The sequence below is a fragment of the Aggregatibacter segnis ATCC 33393 genome, from assembly GCF_900476035.1.
Classification (GTDB): Bacteria; Pseudomonadota; Gammaproteobacteria; order Enterobacterales; family Pasteurellaceae; genus Aggregatibacter; species Aggregatibacter segnis.
Genome location: NZ_LS483443.1, coordinates 1,692,900 through 1,716,800, shown reverse-complemented (window position 1 = coordinate 1,716,800; position 23,901 = coordinate 1,692,900). Strand labels below are relative to the sequence as shown.

Below are 23,901 nucleotides of genomic sequence, written 5' to 3'. Positions count from 1 at the left end.
AATAATTTACAGTTCAAACAAAAAAAAGTGCGATCAATTTTAGAGGTGAAAATATGGGAAAAATAGACTATCGAAAAGAAGCTAAAGGGCGAGAATGCCAAGTGCGGTTAGTTGGTGTTTGTAATTATAACCCGGAAACAACCGTATTAGCACACATACGCGCCGCTGGCATTACTGGAGCAGGGCAAAAAGCGCCCGACCAATTAGGGGCGTGGGCGTGCTCAAGCTGTCACGACGCAATCGATTTACGAACAAAGATCGGTTACACCAAGGACGAACTGTTACTGGCTCATTTGGAGGGTATGGCACGCACTCAGGCAATTTTAATCCGCGAGGGCAAGTTATGAGTGATTGGCTTGAAATCTGCCTACCGTACCCGCCGAGTGTAAACCACTACTGGAAGCACACAAGACAAGGTAAGCATTACATATCAAAAGCAGGGCGGGAATTTAAACGCATTGCTACTGAGGTTTGTTCGCAGTTCGATCCGTTTGAAAGTGCGGTTGAAATCAAGATGGAAATCTACTTCCCAGACAACCGCCCACGTGACCTTGATAATTTACCTAAAGGGATTTTTGATAGCTTGGTCGGCGCCGGATTAATCAAAGACGATAACCGCAAAATCATCCGCAAATACTCAATCGAGGAAAAAGGCGTAGTAAGTAAAGGTAAGTCAATCATTAAAATTAGAGGTATCGATGCGTAAATTTAGCGAATTAGAACTAACCGAGGAACAGGAAGAATTTGTTGATAAGCACATGTACCCATGGGGTGCGTGGATTAGATTAGGTAGATTAGATAAACCAGGGCTAAATATCATCGCTAGATTAATGAAAAGCGTGATTCCGGCAGAACCAAGCGAACCTGTGTGTGATGATGAAACAGGCATGATGATTAGTGAGCTTATCGAGCAATTCTTCTTCAAGAACGACCGCACTTTACACTATATCGTGTTTTCGTATTACGTAAACAAAAACACGATAAATCGCATAGCCGTTAAACTGCGTGAAAACTGTGGAGAGATGAAAATGCAGCCGTGCGCTGGTAAGTCAGATATTCGCATTCCGAGCCTTAAAACAGTGAAGCGGAATGTTGAAAAAGAATTGAAATTGGCAAAAGCGATAATTCACGAACTGCTTGTAACCGGTTTCGTTATTCTTCGAACTGGGCGACAAAATGCAAAAAGTATCAAAATTATATATTGACAAACCTTGTCATCTTGTCCTATCATTTGAATATATGGTGGTCGTCGTGTAAGTGATGTTCACCGATGAAATTAATAGATGTGGATTTAAACAAACCCTGACTGGTAACAGTTGGGGTTTTTTATTGCCTCGAGGAAAGCGGGGTGGGGTATGGCAAAAATGCAAGTGTTTAAGGATATGCCGATTGAGTCTCAAGTCCTTGGTTGGGTTACAGGATTTATCGGTGCGCTCACATTGTCTGAATGGGCTATATTGATAGGTATTATTGTGACGGTTTGCGGCTATTGGCGGGAATCAAGATATAAAAAACGTATGCTGGAGCTTGAAGAAATTCGAGCGGGAATCCGCGACAAAAACGGGAATCTGATTAATGAACAAAACAGTTAAAAAAACGTTAGCCGGCGCGGTGTGTTTGGTAAGTGTTATTGTCGGCAAGGTTTACACTGATTATGCGGATGACCTTGTGATCAGCAAAGAGGGGGCCCAAGCTATTGGCGACGAAGAAGGTTGTCGCCGTGACCCTTACCGCTGTTCGGCTCATGTTTTAACTTACGGTATTGGCGCAGCCGTTACTGGCGGAACAATGATTCTTGAAAATAAGCGCTACACCGATGAAGAAATAGCGGAGCAATATGCCAAAGATCTCAAGAAATCAGGTGATTGCATCATGCTTTACTTTAACGGTGCAGACATGAATCAAAATCAAATAGATGCTTTAGGGTCTGTTATTCATAATTTAGGCTGTGGCGGTGCTCGTTACTACTACGACAAAAAATCGGGTAAGCGTCTTAAAACTCAGTTATACAAAGCGGCTTTAGATAAAGATTTTGTGCGTATGTGTAACACATTTACGAACTATGTCGGCGTAAACGGAAAGCCACACCCGTCAATTATGAAGCGCAGAATAAGAGAGCGTGATTTATGTTTAACCCCGGTGAACAATTAATTAAGCGGATTAAGTTTGGTGCGATATGTGTTGGTGTCGTTGCGGTTTTGTGCCTGCTCGGCGTTTTGCGGTACCAGTACAACACTATTATTGACTTAAGAGCCGACAACAAAGAGCAGGCGCAAGCGTTATCTCAAAAAGAAAAAGAGATAACAAGGCTAAAAGACGAAGCGGCTGAAAATCAGCGCATCATGTTAGAGCTATCGAAACAAGAAGCAGAAGCACGGAGCGAATCAGATGAAGTTATTAAATCCATCCCACAAGATATTAAACAAAGCCATCCTTATAATGCTTCCGCTCCTCGTAATGTTGTTGAGTTCTTGCGGAAGTAAGCCACAAGATGCCGGTTGTCCTGCATTGCCATCTGCCTACATTGCCCACTTAGACAGAACAGGGTTTAACGGCAACACATACGGAGACATCACTCAATACTCAGTCATCCTTAAGCGTGAGCGCGACATGTGCTTAAATCGTATTGATAAGATCCGCGAGTGGCAAGTTGAGAACACTCAGCACTAAATAGAAAATTAAAGGGCGTTAAAACAAGCGCCCTTTGTTGTATGTACACAATAGGAATGGAAATGCCCGCAAGAATACCTAAAGCATGCCGAAAACAGGGATGTAAGAACACAACAACGCATTCAAGCGGTTATTGTGAACTGCATTTAGGTTGCGGATGGCAACGACACCAGCAAGGCAAGACGGCAAGCCAACGCGGTTATGGCTCACAGTGGCGAGCGTTGCGCACCGTCGCCTTAGAGCGTGACAAGTATCTATGCCAAGAGTGTTTAAAAAAAGGTAGATATGTTACAGCAACAACCGTTGACCACATCATAGCTAAAGCACATGGTGGCAGTGACAATCTTTCAAACTTACAAAGTTTATGTAATTCATGTCATAAATTTAAAACTGCAAGAGAGCGCTTGAGATAGCGTTTAAATTGCGGTCAATTCTACACGGGGAGGGGGTGGGTAAATCTCTATAGGTTTCATCTATGGATACCGCCCGTTCAACTCAATTTTCACAACCGCGAAATTAAGATTTTGAGGTAAACGCCAAAATGACAGGGAAAGCACTTGTTCCGGGGCGTGGGCGCAAGCCTAAGCCTACGGCAGTTAAGAAACGGCAAGGCAACCCCGGCAAACGAAAATTAAACGAAAATGAATTGGTTTCTGAACAATTAACGATCGACACCCCGCCGCCTGATGATTTGAATGATGATGGCATTGTAATGTGGCACTTTGTGTTAAAAGAGCTTTGCCCGCAGGGTATAGTTTTGAAAACCGACTTAGAAACCGTTGCTAACTATTGCATTGCGTATCAGAACAGAAAAGCCGCTAACGCTGATATTAAAAAATTCGGTGGAACTATTGAGACGGAAAGTGGATTAAAGCGGAACCCTGCTTACACGACCCTGAAAGAAGCACTGGCTGATATGGCAAAATTCGGCTCGTTGCTTGGACTTGACCCAAGTAGCCGGAGCCGACTAATGAGCAATGCTGATACGCAATCAAGCAATCCATTTGCGGAGTTATTCCAATGACCGACAATGTGAAAAAAGCGAACAAATACGCAAAGGACATTGTTTCCGGAAAAATCCCCGCTTGCCGACTGGTGATTAAAGCCTGTCAACGGCATTTAGACGATCTGAAAAATCAGAAAGACAAAGATTTTCCTTTTCGCTTTGATGAAAAACTGGCGGAACGGGCTTGTAAATTTATTCAACTTTTGCCGCACACTAAAGGCGAGTGGGCGTTAAAACGACAGCTAATTACGCTTGAGCCGTGGCAATTATTCGCAGTGGCAAACGCTTTCGGCTGGATCAAGAAAATCAGCGGATTACGCCGTTACCGTGAAGTTTATACCGAAATCCCGCGTAAAAACGGAAAATCGGCTATTTCTGCCGGTGTTGGGTTGTATATGTTTTGCGTAGATGGCGAGTTCGGCGCGGAGGTTTATTCGGGGGCAACAACCGAGAAGCAAGCGTGGGAGGTGTTCCGCCCTGCCCGGTTAATGTGTAAGAAAACAGAATTGCTCTGTAAAACATTCGAAATTGAAGTTAACGCATCCAATCTTAACCGCCCCGCCGACGGATCACGCTTTGAACCATTAATCGGGAACCCCGGGGACGGTGCGTCGCCGAGTTGTGCGATCGTGGACGAATACCATGAGCATAAAGACGACGAACTTTATACAACAATGCTCACCGGTATGGGCGCACGTCGCCAGCCGTTGATGTGGATTATCACGACGGCGGGTTACAACATTGAAGGTCCTTGTTACGACAAGCGCCGCGAAGTGATTGAAATGCTGAATGGCACGGTGCCGAATGATGAATTGTTCGGTTTAATCTACACAATCGACGAGGGCGACGACTGGACAAGTCCGGAAGTGCTACAAAAAGCTAACCCGAATTTTGACGTTTCGGTTTATGCGGATTATTTGATAAGTCAGCAGAAACAGGCGATCAATAATCCACGCTTTACGAATAAATTCAAAACAAAGCACCTGAATGTTTGGGTATCAGCGAAAGAATCCTATTTCAACATGGTGAGCTGGGAGAAGTGTTACGACGAAACATTAAGCCTTGAAGATTTCCAAGGTGAAGAAGTTTTCCTCGGCCTGGATATGGCGCGAAAGCTCGATATGAACTCACTTGTGCGGGTGTTTAGTCGAATTATTGATGGTAAACGTCATTATTACTGTATTTCTCCATTGTTTTTTGTGCCGGAAGACACTGTTTTTAGTACTGATACTGCTTTAAAACGAGTGGTGGATAAATACCAAAAATGGGTAGTCAGCGGGCATTTAATCGCAACCGACGGCGCAGAGGTGGACTATCGCGAAATCCTTGAATGTGTGAAAGACACAAACAGGGAGCATCAGGTTAACTGTGCTGCAATTGACCCACACGGCGCGATCGCCATCTCTCACGATATGGCGGACGAGGGATTAAACCCGATAACCATCACACAGAACTACACCAACTTATCAGATCCGATGAAAGAGCTTGAAGCGGCTATCGAATCAGGCCGTTTTCACCATGACGGGAACCCTATCATGACTTGGTGTATTGGTAATGTGGTCGGGAAAACTGCCGCCGGGAATGATGACATCGTTAGACCGGTGAAAGAAATTCCAGAAAACAAAATTGATGGCGCGGTTGCGTTAATGATGGCAATCGGTCGAATTATGCTAAATGAAGATGACGGGATTTTTATCCCGGACGAGGTATTAACGCTATGAGAACATTTTTTATTGATCTGGTCGGTTTGGCTGGACTTGGCGCATTATGTACCGGCGTTTACCTACAATATGGCGTCGCTGATACTTGTATTGTTGGCGGCGTGCTTTGCTTGTTATACGCCATTATCTCATCTCGGGGGCATAAATGATTTTTGATAAATTATTTGCTACGCGCTCCCTTGAAAATCCGAAAACGCCGTTGAGCGCCGAGGGGGCTTATGATGAGTTATTCAGCGGCGGACAATCACGCACAGTTAATGCCGACACGGCGATGAAGCTAAGCGCGGTTTACGCGTGCGTTTATGTGCTATCAAGCGCCATTGCTCAATTGCCGTTACACGTTATGCGCAAAGACGGTAAAAACATTGAGCCTGCGCGCGACCACCCGTTATTTTACCTGCTCCACGACAGCCCGAATTTTTGGCAAACGTCGTACAAAATGCGGGAGTACGGACAAAGTGCGGTACTTTTACACGGTAATTCATTTTTACACATCGTCCGCAGCCGAAATGGTGAAATTAAATCGATTGAAACCCGTGAGCCGTGGATGGTGCAGTTGCTTAAAAATGGTAGCCGTTATGTTTACGGCTATTACGGCGATGATGAGACGTTATCAATTACGCCTGATGACATGATCCACATAAAAGCCCTTGGGACCTCCCTAAAAATGGGGAAATCTGTTATCCAACAGCACGCCGAAACGATCGGGCTAGGGCTGAACGCGAAAGATTTTGCGGGAAGTTTCTTTCTTGGAAACGCTCGCCCCGCCGGGATTGTCAATGTAAAAACGCCGCTTAATGAAAAAGCGTGGGAGAGTTTTAAGAAATTCTGGGATAAAGCCAGCGCGGAACTGAAAAGTAAAGAAAATAAAACAGTGCTTTTACCGGGTGAGCTTGAGTATAAAGCGCTCACGGTATCACCCGTAGATACCGAACTGTTATCAATGATGAAGCTCAACCGTTCGGAAATTGCTGGGATCTTTAACGTTCCTGCGCACATGATTAACGACTTGGAAAAAGCGACATTTTCAAACATTTCGGAACAAACCATCCAGTTTATCCGCTACAGCTTAATGCCTTGGATCGTGAACTGGGAGCAGGAAATTAACCGCAAGGTATTTACACAAGCCGAACGCAAGGCGGGCTATTTTGTGAAATTTAACCTCGGCGGAATCATGCGTGGCACACCGACTGAAAGAGCGCAGTTTTATCACAACGCGATTACTGATGGCTGGATGTCACGAAACGAAGCCCGCACACTCGAAGATATGAACCCGGTTGACGGACTGGATGAATATCTTGTTAGTGTCAACGCGGCGCAGCAAGTCAAATCAGATCAGAAAAAGGAGAACGAACCCGATGAGTGATATTGAAAAACGATCATACGTTGGCGAAGTTCGGGCGGAAAGTAAAGATTCCGAACCAACTCACATCATTGGGTACGGCTCGGTTTTTAATACCCGTTCGCAATTAATGTGGGGCTTTCGCGAAATCATCATGCCGGGTGCGTTTGATGACGTACTAGATGATGACGTGCGTGGATTGTTTAACCATGACCCGAATTTTATCTTAGGGCGTTCAAAAGCGGGGACATTATCGCTAAGCGTTGATGATAAAGGGTTGCGTTATGACATTATCGCACCCGATACGCCGACCATTCGCGATCTTGTTATTGCCCCGCTACAGCGCGGAGATATTACCCAATCATCATTTGCGTTTAACGTCGCCCGCAACGGTGACGAGTGGTACGAAGATGATGAGGGTGTAGTAATCCGCGAAATCCATAAAATTTCACGCCTTTATGATGTTAGCCCGGTGACTTATCCGGCATATCAAGAGGCAAGCAGTACGGCGCGATCGCTGGATGCGTGGAAAGAGGCCCGTAACAACGGTGATATTCAAAAAGCCGTACATCAGAAAGCCGCCCGAGAACGTTTTTTATCGTTAATCTCCGGCAAGTAAACCAATTTAATTAAACCGACCGCACCGTAAAAAGTGCGGTTTTTTTATCTCTAGAGGAAAACATAATGGCTAAATTACATGAGCTACAAGAAAAACGTCGCAATATTGCCGCGCAAATGCGCACATTACACGACAAGATCGGTGATAACGCTTGGACCGACGAGCAACGCACTGAATGGAACAAAATGAAAACCGAATTGGACGGAGTAGATGCCTTAATTTCGCGTGAAGAAGAACTTCGTTCGATGGATGAAAAATTCGTCAAAGAACAAGAAGCTGCGGAAGCTGAAAAACGCGCCCAAAAAGACGGTGAAAAAACTTTATCCGTTGATGAGCGTCGCGGTCAGGCGTTTAACGCATTTTTACGTAACGGTCTTACCAATTTAACGCCGGAAGAACGTCAAGCATTAAACGAAATGCGCGCCCAAGGCGTAGGCGTGAACGATCACGGCGGTTATACCGTGCCGAAAGAAATGCAAGCACGAATTGTTGAGCAGATGAAAGCCTATGGCGGTATCGCGTCCGTGGCGCAGATTTTGACAACCTCCGACGGTCGTACAATCGAATGGATCACTGCCGACGGCACAACCGAAGAAGGTGAGTTAATCGGTGAAAACACTGCCGCAACCGAAGCAGATACTTCATTCGGCATCGCTAACCTTGGTGCGAAAAAATTATCATCCAAAATTATTCGCGTATCTAACGAATTATTGCAAGATTCCGCGATTAACATCGAATCTTATTTGGCTGATCGTATCGCACAACGTATCGGACGCGCAGAAGCAAAATATTTAATCCAAGGCACCGGCGCAGGCACACCGGCACAACCTAAAGGGTTGGCAGCAAGTGTTACCGGCACCACCGCTGCTAAAGTAGCGGGTAAAGTGGACTGGTTGGATATTAACGCATTATTGCACTCCGTTGATCCGGCTTACCGTAACGTGGGTAATTCCCGTTTAGCCTTTAACGACAACACCTTTAAAGTGTTGAAAGAAATGGTTGACGCTCAAAACCGCCCGTTATGGTTGCCTGATGTTGCCGGCGTGGCACCATCTACCATTCTTGGTAAGCAATACGTTATCGATCAAGGCATCGCCGACATTGCCAAAGACGCAAAATTCTTGTATTTCGGTGACTTCAACCGCTTCGTGGTGCGTCGTGTGGCGTACATGACATTGAAACGCTTGGTTGAACGTTATGCCGAATTCGACCAAACCGCATTCTTAGCGTTCCACCGCTTTGACTGCGTGCTTGAAGATACCTCAGCAATTAAAGCGTTAATCGGTAAATAACCAATAGGTGCGGTTAATTTCGACCGCACTTTTCTTTTTCGGGGGCGTGATGAATATCACACTTGATGAAATCAAATTGCAGTGCCGAATTGATAGCGACGATCAAGACGATTTGCTTCAGGTTTACCTTGAAGCCGCCAAGGCGACAATCGAAAACTACACCAACCGCAAACTTTACGAAACGCTACCGGATAGCCCACCTGATAACGCTCAAGAGATCACTGGAGATCTGAAAATAGCGATATTAATGTTGGTGGCATATATGTTTGAAAATCGTGGTGGATGGAATGAAGGGCAGGGCGTGAGCAATTTTGATTTACCGCCGACTGTAAGGCTAATCATTGAACGTTATCGGTTTATACACATATGAACATCGGAAAATTACGGCATCGAATCACATTGCAGAAGCAGGTCAATACCGTAAACGACTACGGCGCGGCGGTGACGACGTGGAAAAACGTTGCGACTGTTTGGGCTGATGTGCGTCCACTATCCGGGCGCGAGTATTTCTCGGCCCAACAAGTGCAATCGGAAGTGACTACGCAAATTTGGCTCCGTTATCTTGACGGGATTATGCCGACAATGCGGGTTAAGTTCGGTAAGCGTACTTTAGAGATTGTGTCGGTACTCAATACGCAGGAGCGCAATGTATCGTTGCAGCTTATGTGTAAAGAGGTGATTAATGGGTAGCGTAACGGTCCGCGTTGATGGCTTGAAAGAGTTGCAAAAAGCAATGCAAAGCCTTGGGCGAAAGACTTCTAACCGTATTGCCGTTAAAGCAATGCGTAAAGGCGGTGCAATTGTGCGTGACAAAGCGCGTTCGCTCGCACCAGTCTTGAAAGAAAGCGTGCCGCACAGACGTGCAGGTACATTAAGAAAATCCATTCAAAGCCGTACGAAAGTCGGCAAAAATGGCAGAACTGACGCCTATATTTGGGTAAAGGGGCTTTCGACCAAGCAAGTGCTGAAATTCAAGGGAAAGGGCGGTAAATCCAGTGCGTACAATCCGCGCGATCCGTTTTACTGGCGTTATCTTGAATTTGGCACATCTAAAATGCCCGCGCGACCGTTTATGCGACCCGCCTTTCAGCAATCGAAGGAACAGGCGGCGCAAGCCATCATTGACACACTGCAACAAGAAATAATTGCGGAGGCTGGCAAATGACATGATCCAGAAGAAACTTTTTAGCGCCCTGTCGCCTTTGGTGTCGGGGCGTTGTTTTTATGGGCTGATTCCGGAAACAAACAAGGCTTTCCCGGTGATTGTGTATCAATTCCCGAACATTTCACCAAATTCGGCGTTGGAAGATGGCGATCTTGATGACTATCAGGTGCAGATTGACATTTACAGCCCAAATCCTGATGACATTTTTAGCCTGCGCAAACAGATTTTTACCGCACTTTCGGCGGCGTTCGACTTTGCGGAGCGCATGAATGATTTTAGCGATTATGAAGCGGATACAAAGCTACATCGTCGCGTAATCAATTATCAAATTGCTTATGGAGAATAAAACATGGCAACACAAACAACCCCTTTCCAAGGGACTAAATTTTATTTAGGTATCGGCTTAAACGAAGAAAAAGCCGTTACAGCTGTTACGGTAAAGCCGAATGCGACAATTACCGTAACCGGTCACGGTGCTAAAGCCGGTGATTTTGTCAAATTAACTGGTCTTGGCTCTCTTGATGGTTATTATCCGGTGAAATCCGTTACAAACGAAAAAATTACGTTGGCTGATGAAGTGGACTGGAGTAACCAAGACGCGCCGACCTCTTTCACAACGGCAAAAGTGGCAACCGTTAAATGGTCATCTAACTTCTGCGCAATCAAAAACATTGAAGGCGACGGTGACACGCTTGGTGAAGAAGATGTTACAACCATGTGTAGCGAAGGGACTGAAACCGAAGCGGGTGAAATTGAGTACGGCTCAATCAAATTGACATTCTTTTATGCCCCTGACACTCCAATGCAACGGGATTTACGTAAAAAATTCTACGGTAAAGAAACCTTCCCATGGATGATGATTTTGAAAAATAATCAAGGTTCGCTTTATGGTACCGGCTTTATCCAAACTTCTCAAAACTGGAGCGGTGAAGTTAAAGGTAAGTTTGATTCCGGTGTAACCATTAAAAAAGCAAAACGTGACTACCATTTGCCGGTAGCTTAATCTGTGCGGCCGCACCTAAAAAGTGCGGTCATTTTTTTTTGAATGAATGGAAGAATTGAAATGAGTTTACGTGAAAAACTTTTAGCAACAAAGCCAAAAGTTCGGTCATTTTTAATTGGTGATATTACCTATTTTTACCGTGAATTTACGGTCGGTGACATGAATAAAGCGGTTTATGGCCAACAACAAGCATTATTCAAAATTGCTCAAGAACAAGGTATTGAGTTGAATTTTGACAATGAGGAAGCGTTGGCAAAACAGCTTGCTCAAGTCTATGACCCGTATCAAATTGCACGCACTTTAGCTACACGCTTATGCGATGAAAAAGGCGAAAACCTGTTTGATCCAAATAATGACGCAGATCTTGAGCAATTATCTCAATTAGATAAGTCGGTGTTTGAAGAATTAAGCAAAGCAATTGCTGATATTGAACCAAAAAACTTACCGAGCGCCGAAGATTCCAAGTAACCCTATCTTTGGCGCTGGGGAAGACGTTAGAAGAAATTGAGTTGATGCCTGAACGTCATTTTTCCGAATATATGCTGTTTTACCGCGAGCAACCATTCGGGCTTTGGCGTGAAGATTACCGTACGGCGCAAATTAGTCATCTATTGGCAATGATAAACCGAGACTCAAAAGCTAAGCCGCCTGAATTGTCCGATTTTATGCCGTTTTACAAAGAAAGTACGGTCAAAAATGACGAAGAAGATGACGGCGTTACTGAGTATTTAGCGAATCGTTAAACTCGTCTATTAGTCCTTTGATTATTACATTTTCTTCTTGTGTTGCTCGGTTACGTTCGCCGCATGGCTGGATTTTTAAGTTTTCGTCCAGTCTTGCGGCAATGTATTTCGCATTAGTGCTGATCAGTTCATTTTGTCTCAATAACCACTGCATGAATTGTTTTTTCATAGATATTCTCCGTTGTTGAATGTGCGCAGAGAATATCTATGAAAGAAAGTGCGGTCGAATTTCATTGTAGAAATCTGCGATCCGCGTCGCAATTTTGAAATAAATTCATCCGAAAACTTACAGAATATATTTAGGTACCTTAGAATGTGCGAGTTTTATCACACAATAAAGAAGAACCTAAAATGAAAAAATTATTATTGATTGGCATTATATCTGCGGTTTTGTCTGGTTGTGCAGGGACATCTCCTGTAGTCCTTCAACAAGCAAAACAAGTTCCTCCAGAGCGAATTTTAGCTCAAGGCGAATATAACCCTAACTATGCTAAGGTAACCATTGTTCGTGATGCTGGTTTTCAAGGTGGCGGCTGTTATCTTGGCGTGATGTATCGACAAACATTGTTGGCTCGATTTGATCCTGAAGAAAAGGCTGACTTTTATATTCCAGAAGGTGAATATAATTTTGCGGTAATTGGAGACCCATTCGGTAGAGGTTTATGCGGAGGCCAGTTTAATCCAGCAGTAGAGAAACAGGTTATTAAAAAAGACAAAGAGAATATTTTCAGGATTAGCTTGGGACCTTGGCGCAGACCAAGATTATTACCAATGTAATAACTAGCCCCTTGACACTCAAGATGGTTTTTATTATAACGTAATTGCTTACAAAATAACGGAAGGAGGTAATAAATGAATGCACTTTACATAATTAAGTGGTTTGCTAAAGCCTTTGGTGTTTTTGTGATTCTTCCTTTTGCCGCACTATATTTCATGGGCGTGTTATCTACCGGATTCTTCTCTTGGGGCGGTTTGCCGTATGTCGTCATTATTGCGGCAGTGTCAATCATGTTTGGTGTGATCGAATACTTCAAAAAGCCGATTCGATAACGGCAGTAATTTTAATTTTTTATTAAAGCACTCTTCGGAGTGCTTTTTTTATGGGAGATTTTTATGTCTGGCGCTTTAGGCAAGCTGAGTATTCAGCTTGAGTTAGAACAAGTTAAATATCAAGACGCGTTATCGAAAGCTCAACAAAGAACAAAAAGATTTTCGGTTGAAGCTCAGCGTTATTTGAATAATATTGATTCTGCGATGGAATCTCTCAATCGTTCTTCAAAATTAACGAACTTACTTTTGGCTAAAGATATGTTCGCTCGTGTTGGAAGGGCCGCACTTTCATACGCTGACGCTAATACTGAGTTAATTAACCGCTTAAAGTTAAGTACTAACGGTAACAACGAACTCGCTTTTGCTACTCAATCAGTATTTGACATTTCTTTGCGTACTAATCAATCAGTAGCCGCAACATCAACGGTATATCAAAAATTTGCGCAAAATGCTGAAAAGTTAAAATTAAGTCAAGGTGAAGTCGCGTCTATAACCGAAACTGTATCGAAAGCTGTTGCGATGTCAGGCGCCACTGCCGCACAAGCTGAGGCTGGGTTAATCCAATTCGGGCAGGCTTTATCTACCGGAACATTGAAAGGGCAAGATCTCAACTCGGTAATGCAACAAATACCGGGATTGGCAGACGCAATTGCAAAAGGTTTGGGCGTAACGACAGGCGAACTGAAAGCAATGGGGGCAGATGGTGAGCTTAGCACCCAACAAGTTATCACTGCACTGCGAAAAGTGCGTAAGCAAATTGATAGCGATTTTGATAGTCGTATCAAAACCGTATCTGGGTCTTTAACCAATCTAGAAACCGCATTTATTCAAACTGTTGGGCGATTCGATCAAACTGTCGGCGTGACAACAAAACTTGCAGAGAGTATTGAATTTGTTGCAGCCAATTTGGATAGTGCGATTCAAGCTGCTGTTTTGTTTACTGGTGCCTTAGCGATCGGGCAAATTGGAAAGTACTCAACTGCACTCCTACAAACCGGAATTAATAGCGCCAAAAATACGTTATCTCACTATAACGAAGCTAAAGCACTTTATGCCAAAGCTACGGCATCTAGGATTGCTGCACAAGCTGAAATGTCCGCCTTGTCCGCACAATTACAAGTGGCCCAATCAGAAAAAACAAGATTTGCGTTGCGTGAGCAAATGAAAGCGCAAGTGGCTCAAATAACAGCATTGGTTAATGCCGAAGCGAATGCTAAGCGCAATTTAGCTACGGCAAACAGACTTGCTAGCGCAGCGGCAGTTGGCTTGCGAAATGTTATGGGATTATTGGGCGGTCCCGCAGGTGTGATTACAATCGCAGCGAGTGCGTTGTATTACTTCCATTCACAAGCCGAAGAAGCAAGAAAGTCAGCTATAGACACTAAAGCGGCAAATGAACAGCTCAAGGAAAGTTATGAGGGGTTGAGTGAAGCTGTCTTAACCACAAAAATCTTTGAACAAATTGATGCAATGAAAGAGCAGGAGGCGCAGTTAAAAAGCCTTGGCAACGCAATGATCCAATCTGAGTTTAGCAATCGTCGTGGCTGGTTGTTTGCTGATACTGCTGAAGATGTAGAAAAAGCAACCGCTAATTATCGCGCCGGAATGGAAGTAGCGACAGCAAAAAGTAAGGTTTTTGATAATCAATTACACGCGATAGTGCAGACAATGCAGAGCAAAGGACGATCGCTTGATGAAATTAAACAGAAACTATCCCTTTTTAATGTAAGCAATGAAAAGGCCGAACAGATTATTGCTGATGTAAAAAATGGTCTTGATGCCGCCAAGGCAAGTACAGATGAAGCTACCGGCGCAACGATTGATTTTAAAAAAGCACAGGATGAACTTACTAAAAAATCTGATGATTTACGCGCTAAATTAGAGGTGTTAGAGCTTAAAAATAAAGGTCATGCTAAGGCATCTTATGTGTTGGCAGGTCTTTATGAAGTGCTTGGTGTTAAAGGCGCTGAATACTCAAAGGTTCTTAATGCTATTGCCAATGGTGACGTAGCGGCAGCACAGGCGGCCGCAGCTGCGATCAACTTATCCGCCGAACAATTACAAACCATGCTCGACATGGGTAAAAAGATTGAGGGGTTATTTGATACAGATACTAAGGTAGCCACCATTGAAACAAGTCTCAAAAAGAATAAGTCGTCAGATAATGCTCGTGAAAATTGGCTTAACTTTTACGATGAAATTCGCAAGAAAAACAGTTCAAGCCTTGGTGAAATTGAATTAGAGCAAGCGCGAATGTTTCAACGTTTGGAAGAACATTATAAGAAAGGTGTAGTGTCTTACCAAGAATATGAAACGGCAAAAACTGCCATCGCCGAACGTTTTGCTCGTCAACGGTTGGAGCTTGCAGGTAAATATGCGCCGGAAAAACTGCTGAAAGCGAATTTGAATGATGACTTAAAGTCGATTCAGGAGCTTTATAACGCAGGGCAACTAAATCAAGCGGAAGCTGCCAAAGCCGCACAACGGGCGCAGTTTGATTATGCGCAAGGTGTGTCGCAAAGTGCGGTCGATCCGTTAGCCCAAGTTCGCGCAATTTACGACCCTTTACAAGAGACCAAAAATAAACAAACGCAGGAACTAGCGCAACTCCAAGCGTTTAATGAGCAAAAGCTTATTACTGAGGAGGAGTTTCAGCAACGCCGTCAAGAAATCATCGACAAATACAAAAACGACGAATTTCAGCGCGATATGACAAACTATGCTACTGGGTTGAACGACCTTGGAAGTGCATTTGATGGTTTGGCGTCGATGGTGGAACAATCTGCCGGCAAACAGTCAGCAGCTTATAAAGCGATGTTTGCTATCTCGAAAGCATTTGCGATCGCCGAGGCAACAGTAAAACTATCACAAGCAATCGCACAGGCAATGGCTGATCCATCCGCGCTTACACCAGCACAAAAATTTGCGAATATGGCAGCTGTGGCAAGTGCCGGGGTTAACTTAATCTCGCAAATTACCAGCGTTGCAGCGTTTGCTACCGGCGGTCATGTACAAGGTCCAGGAACCGGAACAAGCGACTCAATCCCCGCCTGGTTATCCAATAACGAATTTGTAATGACATCCCGTACCGTGGATCACTACGGGGTGGCATTTATGAATGCGCTTAATCAGCGACGATTACCGCGCTTTGCTAGTGGTGGGCGCGTGGGCGGTGGTAGTTCGCCGAGTTATCCAGGAATTAGCAGCAATGGTGGTGAGGGGGATCACAATGAGATCAGCATCACAATCAATATTGCTAAAGATGGTAAAGAGGATGTTACGGTAGAGCAGCAGATTGCGCAAAGTAAGGCGTTATCCGACGCAATCACGGTAAAAGTGCTGGAAGTAATGCGAAAACAACGTGGGCGCGATGGCGGTCTTTTGAACTAGGGGTAAATTGTGGCGTTAAGAACAATTAATTTTTGTCCGAAACCCGGATACACCGTGGAAAGCGAACCTCGCCGAAAAGTAAATAAATTTGGCGACGGCTACGAACAGAGGATGGTTGACGGGCTGAGTCCGCTATTGCGTAAATTTAGCCTGACTTACAAGCTCAATCATAAAAGTGCGGTCGAATTAGACCGCTTTTTTGTGGAGCATAGCGGGGTAACTCCGTTTTTATTTAAAGAGTATGAGGGCGGTGCATTAATCAAGGCGGTTTGTCCTAAATGGTCTAAAACTGTAGATAAAAAATACACCGAAATTAGCTGCACTTTTGAAGAGGTGATGTAATGCCAAAAGATACCCCGAATAAAATGTTGTCGGAATTATCCAAACTCGAGCAAGGCGCACTGATTGAATTATGGGAAATTGATTTAAGTAAAATCCCATCTAATAGCTCGCCCGATAAAAAAGGCGAAATATACCGTTTTCATAACGGATTAACGCAGGGGGGCAAAAACCTTATCTGGCAAGGTAATGAATACGCTGCATACCCCATTAACGCCGAGGGATTTGAGTTATCAAGCAGTGGTCCAAGCAACCGCCCTACGCTAACGCTATCCAATCTTTACGGGCTGGTTACGGGTATTGTTGCGGATTTTGGGCAAGGTATCGGCGGTAAAGTCGTGCGGCGCCAAGTTTACGCCAAGTTTTTAGATGCGGTAAATTTTGCTGGAGGAAATCCAAATGCCGACCCGATGCAGGAAGCAGTCAGTTTGTATGTTATTGAGCAGTTAAAGTCGCTTGATGATGTCACTGCAACATTTGAGCTGGCATTGCCGATTGAAACAGACGGCGCCCGAATTCCTTTATTGATGATTACATCTGACACTTGTATCTGGCAATACAGATCCTCGCAGTGCGGTTACACGGGCGGTCCGGTGGCGGATGAATACGACGAGCCGACAACCGACCCTAAAAAAGATAAATGCTCACACTGTTTGCGCGGATGTAAATTGCGTTGGGGGAAGAATGCGGTATTGCCGTTCGGTGGTTTCCCAAGCACAACCCAATTTGGTAATTAATATGATTGATTTTGAGTTAAAACGGGCAATATTAGCCCACGCCACGAAATGTCACCCGCAGGAATCTTGCGGGTTTGTTTTATCTGTGCGTGGGGATTTGTATTATTACCCGTGTACTAATGTTGCTTCCGACCCGGTAAATTTTTTCGAAATTGCACCGGAAGAATTTATCAAAGCCGAGGAGCAAGGCGAGATTGTTGCGCTGGTGCACTCCCACCCAGACAGCGACTATATGCGCGGATTGCCTTATTTATCTGCATCAGATCGCGCCTGCCAAGTGCGATTAGGTTTGGATTTTTGGCTCGTGGTTGACGGTGACATTAAGTGTTTTCGCAATGTCCCGCCATTAATCGGGCGGCAGTTTGAAAACAACAAACAAGACTGCCGGAATATTGTATTAGACAGTTATATGCTTGCAGGGATTGATCTGCCGGACAACTCAAAGTATCCGTTTGAGTGGTTTGAAACAGAGAATCTTTATGAAGAAGGGCTGTTACGGTGTGGTTTTTACAGGGTGATGCATGAAGCAGATATACAGATCGGCGATGTTGTCTTAATTCAAGTCGGCAGTAAAGTGGCGAATCATGCCGGGGTGTATCTTGGCAATCAAATGATGTTACATCATAGCCAAGATAGGCTATCCGCCCGCGTGCCTTATGATGGTTTTTGGCTTAATAACACACACTCTGTTTGGAGACACAAAGAATGGTACAAGTTAAATTTTACGGCGATCTTAAACGATTTGTGCGTGAGCCGGTAGAACTTGAGGTTGATTCTTTTTCTGAGTTAATGAGCGGGCTTTTAACCCAAATTAAGGGGTTGCGCGAGCATCTCAAAAAAGGTTGCTATAAAGTTAGAATCGGGAAAAACACTTATCTTGAGGAAAGCCAAGTTAAAGCCGACATAGACTTTAAGGCTGATTGCACTATCCATTTTACCCCGGTAATTGCTGGTGCCGGAAAAGGTATTGGCATTGGTCAAATCATTGTAGGCGTGGTGTTGATTGCCGCGTCGTGGTATGCGGGCGGTGCTGCCGGTTGGTCTTATTTGGGGGCGCAGGGTTTTGCAGGTGCTACGATGGCTTTTACCGTTGGCGCATCGCTAATCGTTAGTGGTGCAATTTCGCTTTTGACACCTACGCCAAGCATGGGTGATCAGAAAATAAAAGAGGGCGAAAAAAATCAAAGCACCTCATTTAGCAATCTGAAAAATCTAACCCCACAAGGGCGACCAATACCGTTACTTTATGGGCGTATGATGACAAGTCTTGTTTTAGTATCGCAAGGCGCGGAAGCGTACGACGATGCACCTGAGGCTGATAACACGCAAGCTGACGTAACCGGGAAAAGAAGAAGATTAAAACGTAATTAACAGACCGCACTTTTATGTGCGGTTTTTTATGGGGTAAATATGGGCGGTAAAAAAGGCGGTGGCGGCGGACATACTCCGGTGGAAGCGCCGGATTCCCTGCTATCATCACAGCGATTGAGCGCAATTGGGATTATATCACTCGGACCAATCAAGGGGCCGGTGAATAAGTGGAAATCAACTTATTTAGACAATACACCAATCCAAAACGCGAGCGGTAAGGATGATGATGACGTAGATAGTTTTAATTTTACAAACATGGAAATCCAGTACACGCTGGGAACTCAAGATCAGTTGCCAATGACTGGGTTTGATAGCAGCCAACGTGAAGTGCCTATTGGTATTGAAGTAAAAAAAGAACTTCCGATCACTCGTTCGATTATCGATCCTGATGTTGATCGATTACGCGTGACAATTGGTGTTAATGCATTATTTAGCCAAAATGATCAAGGCGACACAAGCGGAACATCTGTAGAGTTTGAAATTTTAATAAACAGTAACCTTTACAAAAGTTACTCTATCAACGGCAAGTCATCCTCACGTTTTTACCGTAGCTATATTATCGATGAGCTACCTCCTAAGCCGTTTAATGTCACCGTTAGACGGGTTACAGCGGACTCAAAAAGCCAACGCTTACAAAATGCTATCGTTTGGAGCAGTTACACGGAGATTATTGACGCCAAACTGTCATATCCAAACATTGCAATGATCGGCATTAAAACTGACTCCCGACACACCCCCAATTTCCCGAATGTAAATTCGCTCCTGGATGGCCGTATTATCAGCGTGCCGTCCACTTACGATCCTGAAACACGCGCTTATGCGCCGGGAATTTGGCGCGGGGATTTTAAAAAAGAATGGACAGAAAACCCAGCTTGGATTTTTTACGACTTAGCGACAAATCCCGATGTAGGAATTGGGAAACGCATAAGCGAATATGGGCTTAATAAATTTCAGCTTTATCAAATTGCGCAGTATTGTGACGAGCTTGTGCCGGATGGCTACGGTGGCAAAGAACCGAGAATGACGGCGGGAATTTGGATTACGGAGCAGCGCTCGGCATACGAAGTATTAAACGATATGTCATCCGTTTTCCGCGCGATCGTGGCGTGGAACGGAATGCAGATGTTGGCAATCCAAGATAGACCAACAGATCCAGTCTGCACTTACTCTCAAGCAAACGTAATTGACGGTAAATTTGCTCGTCAATATGTACCATTGAAATCCATTTATACTGCCGTGGAAGTGGAATACGCCGACAAAAACAACATGTATCAAAAAGCTATCGAGTATGTTGTCGATGATGAGATGGTGGCACGTTACGGCTATAACGTTAAAAAAATCACTGCGTTCGCTTGTACCTCACGCGGGCAGGCGCGCCGTTACGGGAAATGGGTACTTGTCACCTCTAAATTGGAGCAATGCACTATTACATTTACCGTTGGGCGCGAGGGGTTACACCACTTGCCAGGCGATATAATCGAAGTTGCGGACAATAGTTGGGCTAAAACAAACCTCGGCGGGCGCGTTGTCGGAATCAATAAAAGTGCGGTCGAATTAGACCGCGAAATCAAGATTGAGGGTGGCAGTTATCTGTCTTACGTTGTAAGAGATAACAACGGACAGCGCACAGAACGGGTTAAAATCCTAAGTGTCGCTGGAAATGTTGTTAATTTGGAGAGCGTACCGGAAAACTTAAACCCTGACGACAACTGGGCACTACAAACGCCGTTAGTGCGCACGGAATTATACCGTGCTATCGGCATCTCTGAAAACGACGGCAATTATACGATCACGGCGTTACAACATGAACCGCAAAAACAAGCGATTGTTGATAACTCAGCAAGTTTTGAGTCTCGTAATACAACGTTACATCAAGCCGGGGTGTCGGCAGTAAGCGACGCCGAAGTAAACGCGGACGGCAGCGGAATCTCATTGAGTTTTAAGCCGCCGGCAAACTTTGTCGGTCAAGGTCTTAAATATCAAGTAAAACTCTATCGTAACAGTAATTTATTTAACGTTTACGACGATTTGGATCAGCCGTCTATCGCGTTTAGCGACTTGCCGGACGGCGACTATATCGCTGAAATTCGCGCGAAAAATCTAGTGGGGCAGTTATCCGAGCCGATTACAAAGAGTTTCAGTGTTAATTTTGATATTAAAGAGCTTGTCACCGTAAGCAAGGTAATGGGCATCGACCTGAATTGGCGGAACCCGATTTTTGCGAACACGAATGCGGCAATCGAAATTTGGGTAAGTAAAGATAATAACTTTGCAAATGCCCGTAAATTAATCACTCTCGCATACCCTACAAATAGTTACAGTTACACCGGTTTGGGTGTCTCTGAAACATTCTATTTTTGGGCGCGCATGGTGAGTAAAGGTGTCGCGGGTAAATTTACGGATGCCATCGAGGGCGTAACTGAGCGTGATGCAACAAAGATTGTTGATTATATCCACGGACAAATTAACAAAAGCGCATTGACGCAAGAGTTAATCGATGAGATCAGCGGTAAATCCGAAGCGGCGGAAGCGGCGAAAGACATTGCGAAAAAAGCTATTGCGCAAATACAGCAAGAGGCAAAAACGCGTGGAGCGCAAATTAACGAGCTTAAAAAAGTTGATACGCAACAAGCGCAACGCATTACAACTGCAACGGCCAAGGCGGAATCCGCATTATCCGGCATAACTGCCGTACAACAAGCGCAGGCTAATAGTGATAATGCTAACGCTCAGCAAATTAGCGCATTAACCGCGCGTATTGATGGGGCAGAGTCTACCGTAACGCAAATGAGCAGTACGGTTGCAGGTCTTAACGACAAGGTTAGTTCAATGCACACTATCCGCACGCAGGCTATCAATGGTGGAAAAACGGCGATAGCCGGAATCTCATTGGGTGCCAACGAAAATGAATCATCTGTCATTGTGATGGCTGACAAATTCGGCGTTGTTAAAAGCGCTACCGATGGCACTGTTCGCAATGTGTTTACTGTTGCTAATAATCAGTTAGCGTTGAGCGGTGACTTAATCGCAGATGGCACAATCCTTGGTCAACATATCAAATCTAACCAGACTATCCAATCTCCTGTTATTAATGGAGGATCTCTAAATATTAATAATAGATTTATTGTTAATGGGTCTGGTGGCGTGACTATACGAGCTAACAGCGGGAATGTCGGAATGGTTATCACAAATGATCGAATTGATGTATATGACGAATCAGGAAATCTAAGGGTAAGGCTAGGTAAATTATCATGATTTATTTTTTTAAAAAAGAAATCAGTATGTTGAGTGGTATCACATCAAATGTGCGCAAATATCATACTATATCGCAAATAAGGGTTGATTTTATCAATAACGAACTGGAGGTGCAGATCGCAAGTTTTGAAACCGAATCAGATTTTATCAATATGAAAAACGGGTTAATAACAGGATTATTGATTGATGATGTGTCATTGCCCCAAAACAGCGCTATTGTTTTATCCGCAATGCAATTACTATCAATTAATCAAGACTCAATTTTCCGCGGAGAGGAAATCTTGTCATTAATAACAGAAGGGAAACAAACTAATGAAGTTGTTAATCAAGATTAAAGCATTTTTATCAAAAAAGTCCACATTTAAGGGGTGAAATATGTCATACGGCGTTAAGGTGTTTGGTGATGAGTTACGGGTTAATGATAATGCTGTAAAAATAACAGGCAACACTATGCGAGACATCGCATTTAGCAACAAAAAAACAAAGGCATTAATCACTGAAAAGATTAATGGTGCTAGCAGTAACTACTCTGTAGTTGTTGATGGCAAAGGGTTAGACGGATTGTATCATTACTCACTTGTTAAAAGAGAGATCGAGAAGCCTTTTAATTACGGAATCACGAAATGCTTTACTCTTGCGCCTAATGAGTATTTATTATCTGTTTATTCGCCTTATTCGCCAAACAGCATAACGGAACCAACGCAAGAAGGGTGGAGTGCATCGGGAACTGTCTTATCATGGACGAGATATGATGATAGAAATGATGACTATGTTACCGATTCAATTACCTTCTACCAAAATGAGAATGACGTCGTCTTTGGTGAAACGTTTCTTAACTGGAATCCGCGCGGAGGTGGAACAAAGATCGGGTTTAACATTTTAAGAATGGAAGATCCGCCAGCCACATCGAATTATGGAGTAAACATAAGCGGGAAGGTACTAACCGCTGCGCCAAAACAACTAATTAAACTAGATTTTGACATGCGAGAAGATAAAGAAATGTCTATTTCCGGTTTTAAATTATTAGCATTTTATTTTCCTAAAAAATCGTACGAAGGGAGATGTATTGAGATTCTCAATGGAAGCATACGAACAAGAAAATTAACCACAGATGAAGAAAGAGAGGGCGGATCCGACATAGGAGTTTTAGATAAAAATCAATCTCCTTTTCTTTATTTTGCCGGAGACGCCGATTTCATCGGAAGTGTTTTAATGATTCAGGAATAGAGCTAAATAATATTGAGCAATCAACTAAGCCCCTTTATGGGGCTTTTTTATTGGAGTGATAATGGAACAAATTGATTTAGAGATTGTGCGCGGAGATGATGACGGCTGGGCGTTTGATGTCTCCGATGACGACGGCATAGTAGATCTTGACGGTTATCGTATTGATTTACATATTAAGCCGGCTAAAGGCGAGGTTATTAAGCTGTCAAGCACAACAGGCGAGATTAAAATAAAAGGTAATATTATCTACGTATCGGTATCGCACGACAAAACGGAAAACGTTAAGTGGCAATCTGCGCAATGGGATCTACAACTTACAGATAACGATAAAAAAGTGCGCACAATTTGCGGTGGTGAGTTTACGTTAATCCCGGATGTAACAGTGGTGGATTAATGATGAGTGTTATCAACGTAAAATTACGCGCTAAACCAGTGCATCATGTTAAATTAATCCCTCCTGGCAACGCAGAGCAAAAAATAATTACGGTGGATAAATCCAAGCCCTTTATGCCGGCAATTATCCAAGCATTAAAAGCAAAAGGCGTTGATTCATCGGGCAATATTGCCAATTTGCCCGATGATATTGCGCAAATTAAGACGGCAAAAGATGTTGAGCCTAATGACATCTTTAGAGTTGACAAACAAGAGATTGCATTAAGTTATGAGCTAATACCGGATATCTATACAGGAGTCAGTGGTAAAGACATACCATACCGCGGTTGGAGCATCACAAACTATGTAGATGTTCAGGGCTTTGATTATCTGAGTATGATTAACGGCTCAACATCGTACTCATGTTATTACGATGCCGATAAAAATCCACTTGGCACGATGGTGTCTCAAACATACGACAAAGTGCCGGAGCAAGCAAAATATGTAAGGATATCAAACGATTCAGCAGCAATCAGTAAGCTAAGCATCAAAGGTGGACGGTTTGTGATTGTCAGCAAAAACGGCGGGTAATTCCGCCG

34 protein-coding genes are annotated in these 23,901 nt (G+C 43.9%); 33 read left to right on the top strand and 1 reads right to left on the bottom strand.

Translation table 11 applies throughout. From position 1 onward, the window contains the following. Positions 1 to 53 precede the first annotated feature (53 nt). The 21 genes from DQN58_RS08365 (at position 54) to DQN58_RS08270 (ending at position 11,561) form a co-directional block, all read left to right on the top strand. Positions 54 to 347, top strand: a complete 294-nt coding sequence (locus DQN58_RS08365; RefSeq protein WP_006718649.1) for a DUF1364 domain-containing protein — start codon at positions 54 to 56, stop codon at positions 345 to 347. Further along, positions 344 to 706, top strand: coding sequence for a RusA family crossover junction endodeoxyribonuclease (locus DQN58_RS08360; protein WP_006718646.1), 363 nt, complete (start codon positions 344 to 346; stop codon positions 704 to 706). Before DQN58_RS08365 ends, DQN58_RS08360 begins: the two co-directional genes overlap by 4 nt. Further along, positions 699 to 1,205 carry an antiterminator Q family protein gene (locus tag DQN58_RS08355; RefSeq protein ID WP_006718641.1) on the top strand — a complete coding sequence of 169 codons (507 nt, stop codon included), beginning with the start codon at positions 699 to 701 and terminating at the stop codon, positions 1,203 to 1,205. Before DQN58_RS08360 ends, DQN58_RS08355 begins: the two co-directional genes overlap by 8 nt. Before the next feature lie 150 nt (positions 1,206 to 1,355). After that, on the top strand, positions 1,356 to 1,592 hold the full coding sequence (locus DQN58_RS08350; protein ID WP_231957916.1) for an HP1 family phage holin: 237 nt from the start codon (positions 1,356 to 1,358) through the stop codon (positions 1,590 to 1,592). Beyond that, positions 1,576 to 2,151 (top strand): lysozyme, encoded by a 576-nt coding sequence (locus DQN58_RS08345; RefSeq protein ID WP_006718638.1) that lies wholly within the window; start codon positions 1,576 to 1,578, stop codon positions 2,149 to 2,151. Before DQN58_RS08350 ends, DQN58_RS08345 begins: the two co-directional genes overlap by 17 nt. Next, entirely contained in the window at positions 2,127 to 2,483 is a 357-nt protein-coding gene (locus DQN58_RS08340) for a DUF2570 family protein (RefSeq protein WP_006718636.1), read from the top strand. The genes DQN58_RS08345 and DQN58_RS08340 overlap by 25 nt, the downstream gene beginning before the upstream one ends. Further along, entirely contained in the window at positions 2,389 to 2,670 is a 282-nt protein-coding gene (gene lysC / locus DQN58_RS10025; protein ID WP_456151145.1) for an Rz1-like lysis system protein LysC, read from the top strand. Before DQN58_RS08340 ends, lysC begins: the two co-directional genes overlap by 95 nt. Before the next feature lie 41 nt (positions 2,671 to 2,711). Next, on the top strand, positions 2,712 to 3,083 hold the full coding sequence (locus DQN58_RS08330) for an HNH endonuclease (protein WP_407641378.1): 372 nt from the start codon (positions 2,712 to 2,714) through the stop codon (positions 3,081 to 3,083). A gap of 128 nt (positions 3,084 to 3,211) precedes the next feature. Next, positions 3,212 to 3,694 (top strand): phage terminase small subunit P27 family, encoded by a 483-nt coding sequence (locus tag DQN58_RS08325; RefSeq protein WP_006718629.1) that lies wholly within the window; start codon positions 3,212 to 3,214, stop codon positions 3,692 to 3,694. Beyond that, positions 3,691 to 5,397: a terminase large subunit gene (locus DQN58_RS08320; protein WP_006718628.1), complete on the top strand. Its 1,707-nt coding sequence runs from the start codon at positions 3,691 to 3,693 to the stop codon at positions 5,395 to 5,397. Before DQN58_RS08325 ends, DQN58_RS08320 begins: the two co-directional genes overlap by 4 nt. Next, positions 5,394 to 5,546, top strand: a complete 153-nt coding sequence (locus DQN58_RS09920; protein WP_006718625.1) for a hypothetical protein — start codon at positions 5,394 to 5,396, stop codon at positions 5,544 to 5,546. The genes DQN58_RS08320 and DQN58_RS09920 overlap by 4 nt, the downstream gene beginning before the upstream one ends. After that, positions 5,543 to 6,763, top strand: coding sequence for a phage portal protein (locus DQN58_RS08315; RefSeq protein WP_006718623.1), 1,221 nt, complete (start codon positions 5,543 to 5,545; stop codon positions 6,761 to 6,763). The genes DQN58_RS09920 and DQN58_RS08315 overlap by 4 nt, the downstream gene beginning before the upstream one ends. Continuing rightward, positions 6,756 to 7,358, top strand: coding sequence for an HK97 family phage prohead protease (locus DQN58_RS08310; RefSeq protein ID WP_006718621.1), 603 nt, complete (start codon positions 6,756 to 6,758; stop codon positions 7,356 to 7,358). The genes DQN58_RS08315 and DQN58_RS08310 overlap by 8 nt, the downstream gene beginning before the upstream one ends. 65 nt (positions 7,359 to 7,423) lie before the next feature. After that, positions 7,424 to 8,650 (top strand): phage major capsid protein, encoded by a 1,227-nt coding sequence (locus DQN58_RS08305; protein WP_006718619.1) that lies wholly within the window; start codon positions 7,424 to 7,426, stop codon positions 8,648 to 8,650. 49 nt (positions 8,651 to 8,699) lie between these two features. Next, positions 8,700 to 9,020, top strand: coding sequence for a head-tail connector protein (locus tag DQN58_RS08300; RefSeq protein WP_032997907.1), 321 nt, complete (start codon positions 8,700 to 8,702; stop codon positions 9,018 to 9,020). After that, entirely contained in the window at positions 9,017 to 9,340 is a 324-nt protein-coding gene (locus tag DQN58_RS08295) for a phage head closure protein (protein ID WP_006718616.1), read from the top strand. Before DQN58_RS08300 ends, DQN58_RS08295 begins: the two co-directional genes overlap by 4 nt. Next, on the top strand, positions 9,333 to 9,815 hold the full coding sequence (locus DQN58_RS08290) for an HK97-gp10 family putative phage morphogenesis protein (RefSeq protein ID WP_006718615.1): 483 nt from the start codon (positions 9,333 to 9,335) through the stop codon (positions 9,813 to 9,815). Before DQN58_RS08295 ends, DQN58_RS08290 begins: the two co-directional genes overlap by 8 nt. A 1-nt stretch (position 9,816) precedes the next feature. After that, positions 9,817 to 10,161, top strand: a complete 345-nt coding sequence (locus tag DQN58_RS08285) for a DUF3168 domain-containing protein (RefSeq protein ID WP_006718612.1) — start codon at positions 9,817 to 9,819, stop codon at positions 10,159 to 10,161. 3 nt (positions 10,162 to 10,164) lie between these two features. Next, complete coding sequence (locus DQN58_RS08280; protein ID WP_006718611.1) at positions 10,165 to 10,818, top strand: hypothetical protein; 654 nt, start codon at positions 10,165 to 10,167, stop codon at positions 10,816 to 10,818. Positions 10,819 to 10,878: 60 nt separating this feature from the next. Beyond that, complete coding sequence (locus DQN58_RS08275) at positions 10,879 to 11,286, top strand: hypothetical protein (RefSeq protein ID WP_197712328.1); 408 nt, start codon at positions 10,879 to 10,881, stop codon at positions 11,284 to 11,286. Between the two features lie 8 nt (positions 11,287 to 11,294). After that, on the top strand, positions 11,295 to 11,561 hold the full coding sequence (locus DQN58_RS08270; RefSeq protein ID WP_006718607.1) for a DUF4035 domain-containing protein: 267 nt from the start codon (positions 11,295 to 11,297) through the stop codon (positions 11,559 to 11,561). On the opposite strand, the gene DQN58_RS08265 is transcribed toward DQN58_RS08270, so the two are convergent. After that, positions 11,536 to 11,730, bottom strand: coding sequence for a hypothetical protein (locus DQN58_RS08265; RefSeq protein ID WP_006718605.1), 195 nt, complete (start codon positions 11,728 to 11,730; stop codon positions 11,536 to 11,538). The two genes, DQN58_RS08270 and DQN58_RS08265, sit on opposite strands and share 26 nt — an antisense overlap. Positions 11,731 to 11,912: 182 nt before the next feature. On the opposite strand from DQN58_RS08265, the gene DQN58_RS08260 reads away from it, so the two are divergent. The 12 genes from DQN58_RS08260 (at position 11,913) to DQN58_RS08205 (ending at position 23,893) form a co-directional block, all read left to right on the top strand. Continuing rightward, on the top strand, positions 11,913 to 12,338 hold the full coding sequence (locus tag DQN58_RS08260) for a hypothetical protein (protein WP_006718604.1): 426 nt from the start codon (positions 11,913 to 11,915) through the stop codon (positions 12,336 to 12,338). Positions 12,339 to 12,413: 75 nt separating this feature from the next. Further along, entirely contained in the window at positions 12,414 to 12,611 is a 198-nt protein-coding gene (locus tag DQN58_RS08255; RefSeq protein WP_006718602.1) for a hypothetical protein, read from the top strand. A gap of 63 nt (positions 12,612 to 12,674) precedes the next feature. After that, a complete protein-coding gene (locus DQN58_RS08250) occupies positions 12,675 to 16,001 on the top strand; it encodes a tape measure protein (protein ID WP_006718599.1) in 3,327 nt (1,108 codons plus the stop codon). A gap of 9 nt (positions 16,002 to 16,010) precedes the next feature. Further along, entirely contained in the window at positions 16,011 to 16,343 is a 333-nt protein-coding gene (locus DQN58_RS08245) for a phage tail protein (protein WP_032997904.1), read from the top strand. Continuing rightward, complete coding sequence (locus tag DQN58_RS08240; RefSeq protein WP_006718595.1) at positions 16,343 to 17,077, top strand: phage minor tail protein L; 735 nt, start codon at positions 16,343 to 16,345, stop codon at positions 17,075 to 17,077. The genes DQN58_RS08245 and DQN58_RS08240 overlap by 1 nt, the downstream gene beginning before the upstream one ends. A gap of 1 nt (position 17,078) precedes the next feature. Next, positions 17,079 to 17,837, top strand: coding sequence for a C40 family peptidase (locus DQN58_RS08235; protein ID WP_006718593.1), 759 nt, complete (start codon positions 17,079 to 17,081; stop codon positions 17,835 to 17,837). Continuing rightward, on the top strand, positions 17,783 to 18,448 hold the full coding sequence (locus DQN58_RS08230; protein ID WP_006718591.1) for a tail assembly protein: 666 nt from the start codon (positions 17,783 to 17,785) through the stop codon (positions 18,446 to 18,448). The genes DQN58_RS08235 and DQN58_RS08230 overlap by 55 nt, the downstream gene beginning before the upstream one ends. A 39-nt stretch (positions 18,449 to 18,487) precedes the next feature. Next, positions 18,488 to 21,703, top strand: a complete 3,216-nt coding sequence (locus DQN58_RS08225) for a host specificity protein J (RefSeq protein WP_006718590.1) — start codon at positions 18,488 to 18,490, stop codon at positions 21,701 to 21,703. Then, positions 21,700 to 22,038 carry a hypothetical protein gene (locus tag DQN58_RS08220; RefSeq protein WP_006718588.1) on the top strand — a complete coding sequence of 113 codons (339 nt, stop codon included), beginning with the start codon at positions 21,700 to 21,702 and terminating at the stop codon, positions 22,036 to 22,038. Before DQN58_RS08225 ends, DQN58_RS08220 begins: the two co-directional genes overlap by 4 nt. A gap of 40 nt (positions 22,039 to 22,078) precedes the next feature. After that, the gene (locus DQN58_RS08215; RefSeq protein WP_006718586.1) at positions 22,079 to 22,930 is read left to right on the top strand and encodes a hypothetical protein; all 852 of its coding nucleotides are present in this window, start codon (positions 22,079 to 22,081) and stop codon (positions 22,928 to 22,930) included. 61 nt (positions 22,931 to 22,991) lie between these two features. Then, entirely contained in the window at positions 22,992 to 23,324 is a 333-nt protein-coding gene (locus DQN58_RS09930; RefSeq protein WP_006718584.1) for a hypothetical protein, read from the top strand. Next, on the top strand, positions 23,324 to 23,893 hold the full coding sequence (locus tag DQN58_RS08205) for a hypothetical protein (protein WP_006718582.1): 570 nt from the start codon (positions 23,324 to 23,326) through the stop codon (positions 23,891 to 23,893). The genes DQN58_RS09930 and DQN58_RS08205 overlap by 1 nt, the downstream gene beginning before the upstream one ends. The last annotated feature ends 8 nt before the right edge of the window (positions 23,894 to 23,901 follow it).